Source organism: Citricoccus nitrophenolicus, assembly GCF_047305825.1.
Classification (GTDB): Bacteria; Actinomycetota; Actinomycetes; order Actinomycetales; family Micrococcaceae; genus Citricoccus; species Citricoccus nitrophenolicus.
The window spans coordinates 375,716-388,800 of record NZ_CP063070.1 but is presented as its reverse complement, the minus strand read 5'-3'; the positions used below and the strand labels follow the sequence as shown (position 1 = coordinate 388,800).

Sequence of the window (13,085 nt, the reverse complement as noted above, 5' to 3'; positions counted from 1 at the left end):
TCCAGTCTGACGCACCGGACTGGCACTAGGCTGGGGCGGTGAGTGATTTGTTCAGTGCCTTCGGCGGTGCCGATCCCGAGAATGACGGGGATCCCGAGACGCACGGCGACGGCGCCTCCTCGGGCGGCCGGGAACGCCCGAGTGCCCCCTTGGCGGTGCGGATGCGTCCGCGCACGGTGGATGAGGTCGTGGGCCAGCAGCACCTCCTCAAACAGGGTTCCCCGATGCGCAAGCTGGCGGAGGGCGCGGCCGGCGGGCCGGGCGCTCGAGGTGCGGGGCCGTCGTCGTTGATCCTGTACGGTCCGCCCGGCACCGGAAAGACCACCCTGGCCACCGTGATCGCGCGGGGGCCGAGCCGCAAGTTCGTGGAGCTCTCCGCCATCAGTGCCGGTGTCAAGGACGTCCGGCAGGTCATGGACCAGGCGCTGAACGACCGTGACCTGTACGGCCGCACCACGGTGCTGTTCCTGGACGAGATCCACCGCTTCAACAAGGCCCAGCAGGACGCGCTGCTGCCCGGGGTGGAGAACCGCTGGGTGGTGCTCGTGGCGGCCACCACCGAGAACCCCTCGTTCTCCGTGATCGCCCCGCTGCTCTCGCGCTCCATCATGCTGACGCTCAAGCCACTCACGGACGCGGACATCGCCGGACTGCTGGACCGCGCTGTGGAGGACGAGCGCGGCCTGAACGGCACGGTGGACCTGCTGGACGAGGCCCGCGAGTACCTGGTGCGCATGGCCCAGGGGGATGCCCGCCGCGGACTGACCACGCTCGAGGCCAGCGCCGGGGTGGCTCTGGACCGGTTCGAGGACGAAGACGAAGACGCGCAGGATGCGCGGCCCGCCATCACGCTGCAGGATGCCGCCCAGGCCATGGACCGGGCCGTGCTGCGCTATGACAAGGCGGGGGACCAGCACTATGACGTGATCAGCGCCTTCATCAAATCCATCCGCGGCTCGGACGTGGACGCGTCCCTGCACTACCTGGCGCGGATGCTGGAGGCGGGGGAGGACCCCCGGTTCATCGGGCGCCGGTTGATCATCTCCGCGTCCGAGGACATCGGGATGGCGGATCCGACCGCGCTGCAGACCGCCGTGGCGGCCGCCCAGGCCGTCCAGCTGATCGGCATGCCGGAAGGGCGGCTGGTGCTGGCCGAGGCCACCGTCCACCTGGCCACAGCGCCCAAGTCGAACGCCTCCTACGCCGGCATCAACGCAGCGGTGGCGGATGTGCGTGCCGGCCTGTCCGGGGAGGTTCCGGCGCACCTGCGGGACGCCCACTACCCGGGGGCCGCGGCACTGGGCCACGGCAAGGGCTACGTCTACTCCCACGACGCCCCACACGGGGTGGCCCGCCAGCAGTACCTGCCGGACACGCTCCGGGACAAGGACTACTACCAGCCCACGCAGCACGGTGTGGAGCGCAACCTGGGGGAGAGGGTGCAGCACCTGCGCTCCATCATCCGGGGCACCGAGACCGGCGGCGTCACGGGGCCACGAGACTAGACTGGAGGCGTTCGTACCCGCTGGATCAAGGAGGACGTCCCATGACCACGCCAAGCAATGGATCCGCCGGCCGCCTCGTGCCGAACACCGCCGAGATGGACTACCGGATCCTCAAGACGGTGGCCTCCTACGAGCAGGCCCAGGAACTCGTGGACCGCCTCTCGGACGGCGGCTTCCCGGTGGAGAAGTCCCGGATCGTCGGGACCGGCCTGCGGTCCGTGGAGCAGATCACCGGCCGGATGACCACCGGCAGGGCCGCCGGGCGGGGCGCCCTGGGCGGACTCTGGTTCGGTCTGATGATCGGCCTGCTGTTCCTGATCCTCGCTCCGGCCTCCGGACTCATGATGATCCTGTTGGCGTTGGGTTTCGGTGCCGTCTGGGGTGCTGTCTTCGGGGCCCTGGGCCACGCCGCCACCCGCGGCCGCCGTGACTTCTCCTCCATCCAGGTCATGGAGGCCGAGTCCTATGACGTGCTCGTGGAGGCCACTCACATCACGCTGGCCGCACAGGTGGCCGACGGTCAGCCGATGCCGGAGGACACGGAGGGCACCCGGTAGCTGGTAGACTGATCCGCTGTCTGGCAAGCGTCGCCGGTCTTCATCTCGTCCTCACAGGTGCGGCGCTGTAGCAATGACGGGCAGCGGCATGCCCCTCAGCTCTCCTCGTGGACGTGCAGGAGGCCAGGTTCCGGTCCAACCTTGTCACACCGTGGGAGCCCCCATGACCGTGTCAGGACCGGAGACAAACCAGAACCGTGCCGCCTGACAAGAAAGGTCCATTCGTGGCTTCCAACCTCCGTACCCGCCGCACTGTGCGCCACTCGCGCGCCCCCTCGGCATTGCCCTGACGCCCAAGGCCGAGAAGTACATGGAGCGCCGTCCGTACGGCCCCGGCCAGCACGGCCGCGCGCGCCGCAAGGCCGACTCCGACTACTCGGTGCGCCTGAAGGAAAAGCAGCGCCTGCGCGCCCAGTACAACATCCGCGAGGCGCAGATGCGCCGCTACTTCGAAGAGGCCAAGCGCACCTCCGGCCACCGGTGAGAACCTGGTCGAGCTGCTCGAGATGCGCCTGGACGCCCTCGTGCTGCGCGCCGGCTTCGCCCGCACCATCCAGCAGGCCCGCCAGATGGTGGTCCACCGCCACATCGTGGTGGACGGTGCCCGCGTGGACCGTCCGTCCTTCCGCGTGAAGGAGGGCCAGCTCATCCACGTGCACTCCCGCTCCGAGAAGATGGTCCCCTTCCAGATCTCCGCCACCGGCGCCCACCAGGAGGTGCTGCCGGCGGTCCCGGGGTACCTGGACGTCGAGATCGAGAAGCTGCAGGCCAAGCTGTCCCGCCGCCCGAAGCGCTCCGAGGTCCCCGTGACCTGCGAGGAGCAGCTCGTGGTGGAGTACTACGCGCGCTGATCGTCTGCACCGCACCACACCGGAACCCGGCGTCCCCAACAGGGGCGCCGGGTTCCGGTGTTTAAGCCCCATCCCGGTAGGGTGGACCAGGCATCGAACCGAAAGGACTACGCCGTGATCAAGCGCGTCATGCTGGTGGGAGTGGGGGCCGCCGTCGGCTGGCTCGGCCACACCGTCCTCAGCAAGGGCCGGGATGCGGCCGCCGTGCGGGCCGAGGAGACGCTCCGGAACACGTTCAACCCCGAGACCATCGGCCGCAGCGCCGGCCAGGCCGCGGCGACGGCTCTGGCCTCCAGCGCCAGGTCCTTCGCCTATCAGCTGCGGGAGGAGGTCCCCGCGTGGAAGACGCTCTCCTCCACCCTGGCGGATCCCACCCCGCAGTCCTCCACGCCGGCCCAGGACCCGGGGCATACCATCATTCCGGGGACGGCCACCCAGACCCCCGCCGCCCCCTCCACCGAACCACGAAAGCAGTCGTAGCACAGCCATGAAGTCGCAGGACATCGCCAGCCGCTGGCTGGATTTCTTCGCCCAGAAGGACCACGCCACCGTCCCCTCGGCCTCGCTGGTCTCCCCGGAACCGTCACTGCTGTTCACGATTGCCGGGATGGTCCCCTTCATCCCGTACTTCCTGGGCCAGGAGACCCCGCCGTACCAGCGGGCCGCCAGCGTGCAGAAGTGCATCCGCACGGCGGACATCGAGGAGGTCGGCAAGACCGTCCGGCACGGGACGTTCTTCCAGATGTGCGGCAACTTCTCCTTCGGTGACTACTTCAAGGAGAAGGCGATCCCCTACGCCTGGGAGTTGCTGACCACCCACCAGGACCAGGGCGGCTACGGCCTGGACCCGGAACGGCTGTGGGTCACGGTGTACGAGGAGGACGGCGAGGCGGAGCGCATCTGGCGCGAGGACGTCGGCGTCCCGGCCGAGCGCATCCAGCGCCTGGGCAAGGAGGACAATTACTGGCACACCGGTCAGCCCGGTCCCGGAGGTCCGGACTCGGAGATCTTCTATGACCGGGGCCCGGAGTACGGCCGCGCGGGTGGTCCTTCGGCGGACGAGAACCGCTACATGGAGATCTGGAACCTGGTCTTCATGCAGTACCAGCTCTCCGAGGTCAACTCGCAGACCGACTTCACCGTGGCCGGCGAGTTGGACCACAAGAACATCGACACCGGCCTGGGCCTCGAACGTCTCGCCATGATCCTGCAGGGCGTGGAGAACATGTATGAGACGGACCAGGTCCGTCCCGTCCTGGACCGCGCCGCGGCTCTGGCCGGCAGGGAGTACTCCTCCACGGAGGACCCCGCGGACCCGAAGTACACGGATGACGTGCGCCTGCGCATGGTGGCGGACCACGTCCGCTCGGCCCTGATGCTCATCACGGACGGCGTGGTTCCCGGCAACGAGGGCGGCGGCTACGTGCTGCGCCGCCTGATCCGCCGTGCCGTGAGGGCCATGCGCCTGATGGGCGTGTCCGATCCGGTGCTGCCCGAGCTGCTGCCGGCCTCACGGGACGCCATGCAGGGGACCTACCCGCAGATCGGGGAGGAGTTCGAGCGGATCTCCCGCGTCGCCTACAACGAGGAGAGGGCGTTCCTGCGCACCATCACCGCGGGCACCGCCCGGATGGACTCCGCAGTGGCGGCCGCCCGGACCGGCTCCACCGGCATCTCGGGGGCCGACGCCTTCGAGCTGCATGACACCTACGGCTTCCCGATCGACCTCACCCTGGAGATGGCCCAGGAGGCCGGAGTCCCGGTGGACGAGGCCGGGTTCCGCGAGCTCATGACCGAGCAGCGCACCCGAGCCCGCCAGGACGCCAAGTCCAAGAAGTCCGGGCACGTGGACTCCTCGGCCTACCGCGAGCTGCAGGCCTCCGGGGAGACCGTCTTCACCGGGTACACCGAGCACACCACCGAATCGCGCATCCGCGGGCTGCTCGCCGGCGGGCAACAGGTGGCTTCGGCGGCGGCGGGCCAGGAGCTCGAGCTGGTGCTGGACGCCACCCCGTTCTATGCCGAGGCCGGTGGCCAGGCCGCGGACACCGGGCACATCACCGGGGACGGATTCGTCCTCGAGGTCATGGACGTCCAGGCCCCCGTCAAGGGACTCAGCGTGCACCGGGTGAAGGTCACCGAGGGCGAGGTCCCGGCCGGCGCCACCGCTGTGGGCGCCATCGACCTGCAGCGCCGGCTGGACGCGCAGAAGGCCCACACGGGGACCCACCTGGTGCACGCAGCCCTGCACCAGATCCTCGGCCCGGAGGCCACCCAGTCCGGATCCTTCAACAAGGAGGGCTACCTGCGCTTCGACTTCCGCTGGGGGGAGGCCATGAGTGAGATGGCCCGCACCGAGGTGGAGGAGGTCTCCAATCTGGCCATCCGGGACAACCACTCCGTCATCACCCGGGAGATGTCCCTGGAGGAGGCCCGCGGCCTCAGCGCCATGAGCCTGTTCGGGGAGAAGTACGGGGACCGCGTCCGGGTGGTCGAGGTCAACGGCGCGTGGTCGCGCGAGCTCTGCGGCGGCACACACGTCGGCGCCACGGCGGAGATCGGCTCCCTGGCCCTGCTCGGCGAGCAGTCCGTGGGCTCCGGCAATCGCCGCGTGGAGGCCCTCGTGGGCTTGGACGCCTTCCGCCACCTGGCCACCGAGCGGACGCTCGTCAACGAGTTGACCGGCCTGCTGAAGGTCCCGGCGGACCAGGTGAAGGATCGCGTGGCCGGCACGCTGGCCCGGCTCAAGGAGGTCGAGAAGGAGCTCGCCGCGTTGCGGGCCGCCCAGCTGCAGGCCGAGGCGGGCCGCCTGGTCGAGCAGGCCGTGGACGTCTCCGGCACCGGGGCCACGGTCCGGCTGCTGGCCCACGACGCCGGCCCGGTCGGCTCGGGCGACGAGTTGCGGTCCCTCGTCCTGGACCTGCGCTCCCGGCTCGAGAGCGCCTCCGGCAACGCGGCGGGCACCCCCGCCGTCGTGGCCATGGCCGGAACGGCCAAGGGCCGGCCCCTCGTGGTCATCGGCACCAACCAGGCCGCGCGGAACGCCGGGCTGAAGGCCGGTGCCCTGGTCAAGACCGCCTGCGGCGTGCTCGGCGGCGGTGGCGGCGGCAAGGATGACGTCGCGCAGGGCGGCGGCCAGGACGGCTCGAAGATCGGGGAGGCCCTGGCCGCGGTGCGAGACGCTGTGGCTGCCGGCGTTGGGGCCGCGGGCGCGTGAGCGGAGAGGTGCAACGGGGAGTCCGGCTCGGGGTGGACGTGGGGCAGGCCCGGGTCGGCCTGGCGGCATCTGACCCGGACGGCATCCTGGCCACCCCGGTCCGGACCCTGAAGCGTGACCCCAAGAAGGGGTCCTGCCGGCGCCTGATTGTCCGGGAGGCGCTGGAGCGGGACGCCGTGGTGGTCTACGTGGGCCTGCCCGTCAACCTGCAGGGTCGTTCCACGGCATCCACCCAGGATGCCGAGCAGTACGCCCAGGACCTGGCCGCCGAACTCGGGGCCGCCGGCAGTCCGGCGCGCGTCAACCTGGTGGACGAGCGGCTCAGCACCGTCTCCGCCCACCGCCAGCTGCGGGAGGCCGGCCGGGACACGCGGTCACACCGGGCCGTGGTGGACCAGGTGGCGGCGGTACAGATCCTCGAGCAGGCCTTGAATATGCAACAATCACTCCAGCGGGACGCCGGGCGTCCCGTCGCTCTGCCCGCGCCCGATGGAGAGGATGGGACCCGTGGCCGATCTGACTCCTGAAGGACCCCGTGAGGAGGATGCTCCTCTGACCCGGCGCGAGATGCGCCGCCGCCAGTCGGACGAGACTCCCCCCGCGCCAGAACCGGTGGTCGGAGAAGACCTGCGCGAGTATCCGGATGCCTCACCGGACGGCCGGTACCAACAGGCTGAGGACGCCGGAGCCTCGCAGGAGCCCGTCATCGTCCGTCCCGCCGGGCGCAAGGGCTACCAGACAGTCACCGTGAATCGGGACCGGTCCCCGGACGCACAGGCGAAGCGGGACGCTCGGCGCAAGCGCCGCCGTCGCCGGAACATCGTGTTGATCTCCGCCTTCGCCGCCTTCGTGGTGCTGGTGGCCGGGCTGTCCTTCGCGCTGCGGGGGATCCTGCCCTCGCCGGCCGCCGAGGACTATCCCGGCCCCGGCGGCCAGGACGTCACCTTCACCGTCAACGAGGGTGAGGGGGCGCTGGCGATCGGCAACCGGCTGGCAGACGAGGACATCGTGGCCAGCAGCGGGGCGTTCATCGAGGCCGTCAACCAGTCCCGCTCCGAGAACTCGATTCAGGCGGGTGAGTACCCGCTGAAGCAGCAGATGAAGGCCTCGGACGCCGCGTCCATCCTGCTGAGGGAGGGCCAGGGGCAGGTCCACTACGTGGCCGTGAACCGAGGCATGCGCCTGAACGAGGCGATGCAGGCGGTGAGCGATTCCACCGGCATCTCCGTGGAGGATCTCGAGGCCGCGGCGGAGAACCCGGAGGACTACGGACTGCCGGCAGAGGCGCCCAGCCTGGAGGGCTACCTGGCCCCCGGTGAGTACCGCTTCCCGGTGGACGCCGAGCCGGCCGAGGTCTTCGCCCTCATGATCGAGCCGACCATGGCCGAACTCGAGGAGCAGGGCATCACGGACGAGGCGGAGCAGTTCCGCACCGTCACGATCGCCTCCATCCTCGAGGCAGAGGCGCTGACGGACGATTACCCGATCGTGGCCGGCATCATCGAGAACCGCTTGCACCCGGACAACCCGGAGACCGGCGGGTACCTGCAGATCGACGCCACGGTGATCTACGGCCTGGGCCAGCGTCAGCTGCAGTTCTCGGAGGAGGACAAGCGGGATGCCTCCAACGAGTACAACACCTACGCCCACCGTGGCCTGCCGCCGGGACCCATCGGAGCCCCGTCCACGCAGGCCCTCGACGCAGCGGCCCACCCGGAGGAGAGCGAGTTCTACTACTGGGTGACCACCAACATCGAGACCGGTGAGACGAAGTTCGCCGAGGACTACGAGCAGCATCGCGTCTACCAGCAGGAGTACCGCGACTACTGTGCCGAGAATGAGGAGATCTGTGGCTAGCGGAGACGCGACCAACTGGACGGCCGGTGTGCTCGGGCATCCCATCTCGCATTCGAGGTCTCCGGCCCTGCACCGGGCCGCCTACCGGGCCCTGGGCCTGGAGGTCGACTATGACGCCCATGACGTGACGCCGGAGGACCTGCCCGCCCACATGGCCGGTCTCAGGGGCGAATGGCTGGGGCTGTCCGTGACCATGCCGTTGAAGTCCGCGATGATGCGTGAGGTGGACCGGTTCTCCCCGCGGGCCGAGCGGCTCGGCTTCCTCAACACGGTGGCCTGGGAGGAGGACGGCACCACCACGGCGTACAACACGGACGTCGAGGGGATCGTGGAGGCCCTGGCCTTCGCCGGCTATGACAGGTCGGTGACCGGCGGCAGGATGGGAGTCCTGGGCGGCGGGGGGACGGCCGCCGCGGCCATCGCCGCCGCCCACCTGATGGGCCTGACCGGCGTGGACCTCTTCGTCCGAACTCCGGCCAAGGCCGCCGAGCACGCGGAGCTCGCCCGTGGCTTCGGCCTGTCCCCGGAGATCCGGCTGCTCCATGACTTCCCTGCCTCGGCGCCCGGCTTCCGCGCCGTGGTGGCCACCCTGCCCCCGCGGGCCGCGGATCCGACGGCGGAGCTGCTGACTGTCACAGACGCGGGCCCGGGAACGTTGCCTCCGCTGCTGGACGCCGCCTACGATCCCTGGCCGTCGGCACTGGCCGCGGCCTGGGAGTCCGGGGGAGGCCAGGTGGTCAGCGGACTGGAGATGCTGCTCTACCAGGCGGTCGAGCAGGTGCGCCTGTTCACCGCCCGGGCCCTGCCGGCCGGCACCACGCCGGACTGGGCCGCCGTCATCACCGCCATGGCGGCCGCGCTCGACCTCCCCGAGCGCTGAACGCCTTCACACGGTCCGGCATGACTGCGGGACCATGAGAGAATCGAGTCCATGGTGCGCTGGTTGACAGCGGGCGAATCTCATGGGCCCGCACTCGTTGGAATCATCGAAGGGATGCCCGCGGGCATCCCCCTGACCACCTCAATGGTGCAGGACGCCCTGGCGCGCCGCCGTCTCGGCTATGGCCGCGGAGCACGCATGAAGTTCGAGCAGGACCAGGTCACCCTGGTGGGTGGCGTCCGCCATGGCTCGACCCTCGGCTCACCCGTGGCCATCGAGATCGCCAACACCGAGTGGCCGAAGTGGGACCGGGTCATGTCTGCCGACCCTGTGGACCCCGAAGAGCTCGAGGGAGTCGCCCGCAATGCGGCACTGACCCGTCCGCGCCCCGGCCACGCCGACCTGGCCGGGATGCAGAAGTACGGCTTCGATGAGGCGCGTCCGCTGCTGGAACGCGCCTCGGCCCGCGAGACCGCGGCCCGGGTGGCCCTCGGCACGGTGGCCTCGTCCTTCCTCGCGCAACTGGGCATCCACACGGTGTCCCACACCACCTCGGTGGGCACCGTCTCCGTGCCGGAGGGCGCTGCGCTGCCCGCCCCGGAACACGTCACCGCCCTGGATGCCGATCCGCTGCGCTGCTTCGACCAGTCCACCTCGGATGCCATGGTCGCCGAGGTGGACGCCGCCCACAAGGAGGGCGAGACCCTCGGCGGCGTGGTGGAGGTCCTGGCCTACGGCGTCCCCGTGGGCCTGGGCAGCCATGTGCACTGGGACCGGCGTCTGGACTCGATGCTCTCAGGTGCGCTGATGGGCATCCAGGCCATCAAGGGCGTTGAGGTGGGTGACGGCTTCACCACCGCGGCCCGACGTGGCACCGCGGCCCACGACGAGATCGAGCGCGGCGCCGATGGCCACCCCGTGCGCACCTCCAACCGCGCCGGGGGCATCGAGGGCGGGATGAGCACCGGGGGAGTGGTCCGCGTCCGTGCGGGTATGAAGCCGATCGCCACCGTTCCCCGGGCCTTGCGGACGGTGGACACCTCCACCGGGGAGGAGACCAAGGCACACCACCAGCGCTCGGACGTCTGCGCCGTCCCGGCGGCCGGTGTGGTGGCCGAGGCCATGGTGGCCCTCGTGCTCGCGCAGGCCGTGCTGCAGAAGTTCGGCGGCGACTCCGTGACGGAGACGCGGCGCAACCTCCAGTCCTTCGTGGCCTCCCTCGAGCCGCTGCCGTTGCCGGGGGCCGACGCCGCGGACTCTGCGGCTGATGCACCCATGGGCGATCCGCTGCAGTGAGCCGCGCAGCGAGCGGCGCGCCCTGTTGGTCTCCTGATCGGCGGGTCGTGCTGGTGGGGCCCATGGGTTCCGGCAAGTCCACCCTCGGAACCGTCCTGGCCCGCCGTCTCGGGCTGCAGGGTCTGGACGCCGACGACCTGTTCGTGGCCCAGTACGGCCCCATCGCCGACTACTTCTCCACGCGGGGCGAACCGGCCTTCCGTCAGGCTGAGGAGGACGTCATCGGGGAGGTGCTCTCCCGAGCCGCGCCCTGCGTGCTGTCCCTCGGCGGCGGGGCCGTGCTCAGCGCCCTCACCCGTGACCGCCTGGCGCGAGGCTCCCATGTGGTCTACCTGACGGTGGACGAGGGTGCCGCCCTGAAACGTCTCGACGGTGGCGCCGGCCGCCCCGTGCTGGCCGGTGACCCCGGCCGCACCTGGCGGCGCATCCTCGCTGAACGCCACGGCTTGTACCGTGAGGTATCCCAGTGGACGGTGGACACCACCGGCCGCTCGACCACCGACTTGGCCGAACAGGTCATCCGCCTGATACGCACGGCGGAATCCGCATCCGAAGACCACAGGAGTGTCCATCCATGACCGAGCCGAACGTCCCGTCCACCGCAGCGCCCCTCGAGGCCGACGACGATGCCACTGTCATCCCGGTCTCGGGGGGATCAGCGGCGGGGGCTTCCGGGGGCTATGACGTGGTGGTGGGCAACGGCCTGTTGGGCCGTCTGCCGCAGATGCTGGGTCCTTCGGTACGCCGCATCCTGGTGATCCACCCCCGGGCACTGCGCGCCACCGGTGACGTGGTCAAGGCGGACCTGGAGACCGCCGGGTACCAATCGCTCACCGCCGAGATCCCGGATGCCGAGGAGGGCAAGCACATCCAGGTGGCGGCCTTCTGCTGGCAGGTCCTGGGACAGAACGACTTCACCCGATCGGACGCCGTGGTCTCCGTGGGTGGCGGTTCGGTCTCCGACGTGGCGGGCTTCGTGGCAGCCACGTGGCTCCGCGGGGTGCGCGTGGTGCACATCCCCACCACCCTGCTCGGCATGGTGGACGCCGCGGTGGGCGGCAAGACCGGCATCAACTCCGCCGAGGGCAAGAACCTGGTGGGGGCCTTCCACCCGCCCGCGGGCGTCCTGGCGGACCTGGACACGCTGCTGACCCTACCGCCGAATGAGCTGGTCTCCGGGCTGGCCGAGGTCGTCAAGTGCGGCTTCATCGCGGACCCGAAGATCCTGGACATCATCGAGGCCTCCCCGCAACAGGCCCAGAATCCCCACTCGCATCAGCTGCGGGAACTCATCGAACGGTCGATCGCCGTGAAGGCGAACGTGGTCTCAGCCGATCTGCGCGAATCCGGGCCGCGGGAGATGCTCAATTACGGCCATACCCTGGCTCACGCCATCGAGCTCGCCGAACGCTATCAGTGGCGCCACGGTGCCGCCGTCTCCGTGGGGCTGGTCTTCGCGGCCGAGTTGGCCCGCTCCGTGGGACGGCTGGACGACGCCACCGCGGATCGCCACCGCAGCATCCTCGAGTCGCTCGGGCTGCCGACCAGGTACGCGGGCGATCGCTGGGAGACCCTGCTGGACGGGATCCGCCGGGACAAGAAGAACCGGGGGGACCAGTTGCGGTTCGTGCTGCTGGACGGGCTGGCCAGGCCCACCACCTATGACGTCCCTGATGCCTCCCTGCTCTTCGCGGCCTACCAGGAGATCGCGGAGTAGCTCCATCCCTTAGAATGGTCGACTGGACTTCGCCGCGCGCCGCGTCGACGCCATCGACCGGCCCACCCAGACGTAACGGAGAATGACAGTGGCAACAAGCAATGACATCAAGAACGGCACCGTGCTGAAGATGGACGGTCACCTGTGGAACGTCATCGGGTTTCAGCACGTGAAGCCGGGCAAGGGCGGGGCATTCGTCCGCACCAAGATGAAGAACATCACCACGGGCAAGCTCGTGGACAAGACCTTCAACGCCGGCGCCAAGATCGAGACCGCCACCGTGGACCGCTCGGACTACGAGTACCTGTACCAGGATGGCGAGGACTTCGTCTTCATGGACCTGGACAACTATGACCAGATCACGGTGCTGCCGGCCGTGGTGGGGGACGCAGCACACTTCATGCTGGAGAACCAGAAGGTCACCATCGCCATGAACGAGGGCACCCCGCTGTACCTGGACATGCCGCCGTCCGTGGTGCTGGAGATCACCTACACGGAGCCGGGCCTGCAGGGTGACCGTTCCTCCGCGGGCACCAAGCCGGCCACCGTGGAGACCGGCTACGAGATCCAGGTCCCGCTGTTCGTGGACCAGGGCACCAAGGTCAAGGTGGACACCCGCACGGGTGACTACCTCGGCCGCGTGAACGACTGACGGCGCGTCCGTGAGTGCACGAGGCAAGGCACGGCGGCGCGCGCTGGACATCCTCTTCGAGGCCGAGCAGCGCGGGACCGCCCCGGAGGCGGGAGTCAGCTCCCGCCGGGCGTCCACGGAACAGGTGATCAACCCGTACACCGTGGAGATCATCCAGGGCGTGGTGGCGGAGCAGGAACGCATCGACGAGATCCTGTCCTCCTACGCGCAGGGCTGGGCCCTGGAACGCATGCCCGCGGTGGACCGCGGCATCCTGCGGATCGGCGCGTGGGAACTGCTCTTCAATGACGATGTGCCGGACGGCGTGGCCGTGTCCGAGGCCGTCGCCATGGCGAAGGAATTGTCCACGGACGATTCCCCGGACTTCGTCAACGGACTGCTGGGCCGGCTCCAGCAGCTCAAGCCGACCCTGTTGGACTGACACGGTTGGGCTGAACCTGTTGGGCTGACACTGTCGGACTGACAGCGGGGTCCGGTGCTCCGCGGTGCTAAAGTGGACGCCGGACCAGGCACACCCCAGCAGGGGTTGCGTTTCCTTTAAGTTCCGTCCTGT

The 13,085-nt window shown here is 69.7% G+C and carries 12 protein-coding genes and 1 pseudogene; all 13 read left to right on the top strand.

The annotated features are described in order from the left end of the window. Positions 1 to 38: 38 nt before the first annotated feature. Positions 39 to 1,505 carry a replication-associated recombination protein A gene (locus IMT31_RS01830; RefSeq protein ID WP_345355030.1) on the top strand — a complete coding sequence of 489 codons (1,467 nt, stop codon included), beginning with the start codon at positions 39 to 41 and terminating at the stop codon, positions 1,503 to 1,505. Between the two features lie 41 nt (positions 1,506 to 1,546). Continuing rightward, positions 1,547 to 2,062, top strand: coding sequence for a general stress protein (locus IMT31_RS01825; protein ID WP_413543552.1), 516 nt, complete (start codon positions 1,547 to 1,549; stop codon positions 2,060 to 2,062). A 224-nt stretch (positions 2,063 to 2,286) separates the two neighbouring features. Then, a pseudogene (gene rpsD, locus IMT31_RS01820) lies at positions 2,287 to 2,913 on the top strand (30S ribosomal protein S4). A 114-nt stretch (positions 2,914 to 3,027) separates the two neighbouring features. Continuing rightward, positions 3,028 to 3,393 (top strand): hypothetical protein, encoded by a 366-nt coding sequence (locus tag IMT31_RS01815; protein ID WP_345355039.1) that lies wholly within the window; start codon positions 3,028 to 3,030, stop codon positions 3,391 to 3,393. Positions 3,394 to 3,400: 7 nt separating this feature from the next. Continuing rightward, the gene (gene alaS, locus IMT31_RS01810) at positions 3,401 to 6,130 is read left to right on the top strand and encodes an alanine--tRNA ligase (RefSeq protein ID WP_413543551.1); all 2,730 of its coding nucleotides are present in this window, start codon (positions 3,401 to 3,403) and stop codon (positions 6,128 to 6,130) included. Between the two features lie 8 nt (positions 6,131 to 6,138). Then, on the top strand, positions 6,139 to 6,657 hold the full coding sequence (gene ruvX, locus IMT31_RS01805; protein ID WP_413543550.1) for a Holliday junction resolvase RuvX: 519 nt from the start codon (positions 6,139 to 6,141) through the stop codon (positions 6,655 to 6,657). Continuing rightward, positions 6,638 to 7,987 (top strand): endolytic transglycosylase MltG, encoded by a 1,350-nt coding sequence (gene mltG / locus IMT31_RS01800; protein WP_413543549.1) that lies wholly within the window; start codon positions 6,638 to 6,640, stop codon positions 7,985 to 7,987. The genes ruvX and mltG overlap by 20 nt, the downstream gene beginning before the upstream one ends. After that, entirely contained in the window at positions 7,980 to 8,867 is an 888-nt protein-coding gene (locus IMT31_RS01795) for a shikimate dehydrogenase family protein (protein WP_413543548.1), read from the top strand. The genes mltG and IMT31_RS01795 overlap by 8 nt, the downstream gene beginning before the upstream one ends. A gap of 51 nt (positions 8,868 to 8,918) precedes the next feature. Then, the gene (gene aroC, locus IMT31_RS01790) at positions 8,919 to 10,163 is read left to right on the top strand and encodes a chorismate synthase (RefSeq protein WP_345355054.1); all 1,245 of its coding nucleotides are present in this window, start codon (positions 8,919 to 8,921) and stop codon (positions 10,161 to 10,163) included. Beyond that, positions 10,160 to 10,741, top strand: coding sequence for a shikimate kinase (locus IMT31_RS01785; protein ID WP_378109510.1), 582 nt, complete (start codon positions 10,160 to 10,162; stop codon positions 10,739 to 10,741). The genes aroC and IMT31_RS01785 overlap by 4 nt, the downstream gene beginning before the upstream one ends. Next, complete coding sequence (aroB, locus tag IMT31_RS01780; protein ID WP_413543547.1) at positions 10,738 to 11,880, top strand: 3-dehydroquinate synthase; 1,143 nt, start codon at positions 10,738 to 10,740, stop codon at positions 11,878 to 11,880. The genes IMT31_RS01785 and aroB overlap by 4 nt, the downstream gene beginning before the upstream one ends. Before the next feature lie 88 nt (positions 11,881 to 11,968). Further along, positions 11,969 to 12,532, top strand: a complete 564-nt coding sequence (gene efp, locus IMT31_RS01775; RefSeq protein ID WP_345355060.1) for an elongation factor P — start codon at positions 11,969 to 11,971, stop codon at positions 12,530 to 12,532. Between the two features lie 10 nt (positions 12,533 to 12,542). Further along, complete coding sequence (gene nusB / locus IMT31_RS01770; RefSeq protein WP_345355063.1) at positions 12,543 to 12,953, top strand: transcription antitermination factor NusB; 411 nt, start codon at positions 12,543 to 12,545, stop codon at positions 12,951 to 12,953. Positions 12,954 to 13,085: the final 132 nt, after the last annotated feature.

Bases quoted from the DNA above. Each gene is read 5' to 3' on its own strand.
- alaS (WP_413543551.1), top strand. From the start codon at position 3,401: ATGAAGTCGCAGGACATCGCCAGCCGCTGGCTGGATTTCTTCGCCCAG.
- aroC (WP_345355054.1), top strand. From the start codon at position 8,919: ATGGTGCGCTGGTTGACAGCGGGCGAATCTCATGGGCCCGCACTCGTT.
- aroB (WP_413543547.1), top strand. From the start codon at position 10,738: ATGACCGAGCCGAACGTCCCGTCCACCGCAGCGCCCCTCGAGGCCGAC.
- IMT31_RS01825 (WP_413543552.1), top strand. From the start codon at position 1,547: ATGACCACGCCAAGCAATGGATCCGCCGGCCGCCTCGTGCCGAACACC.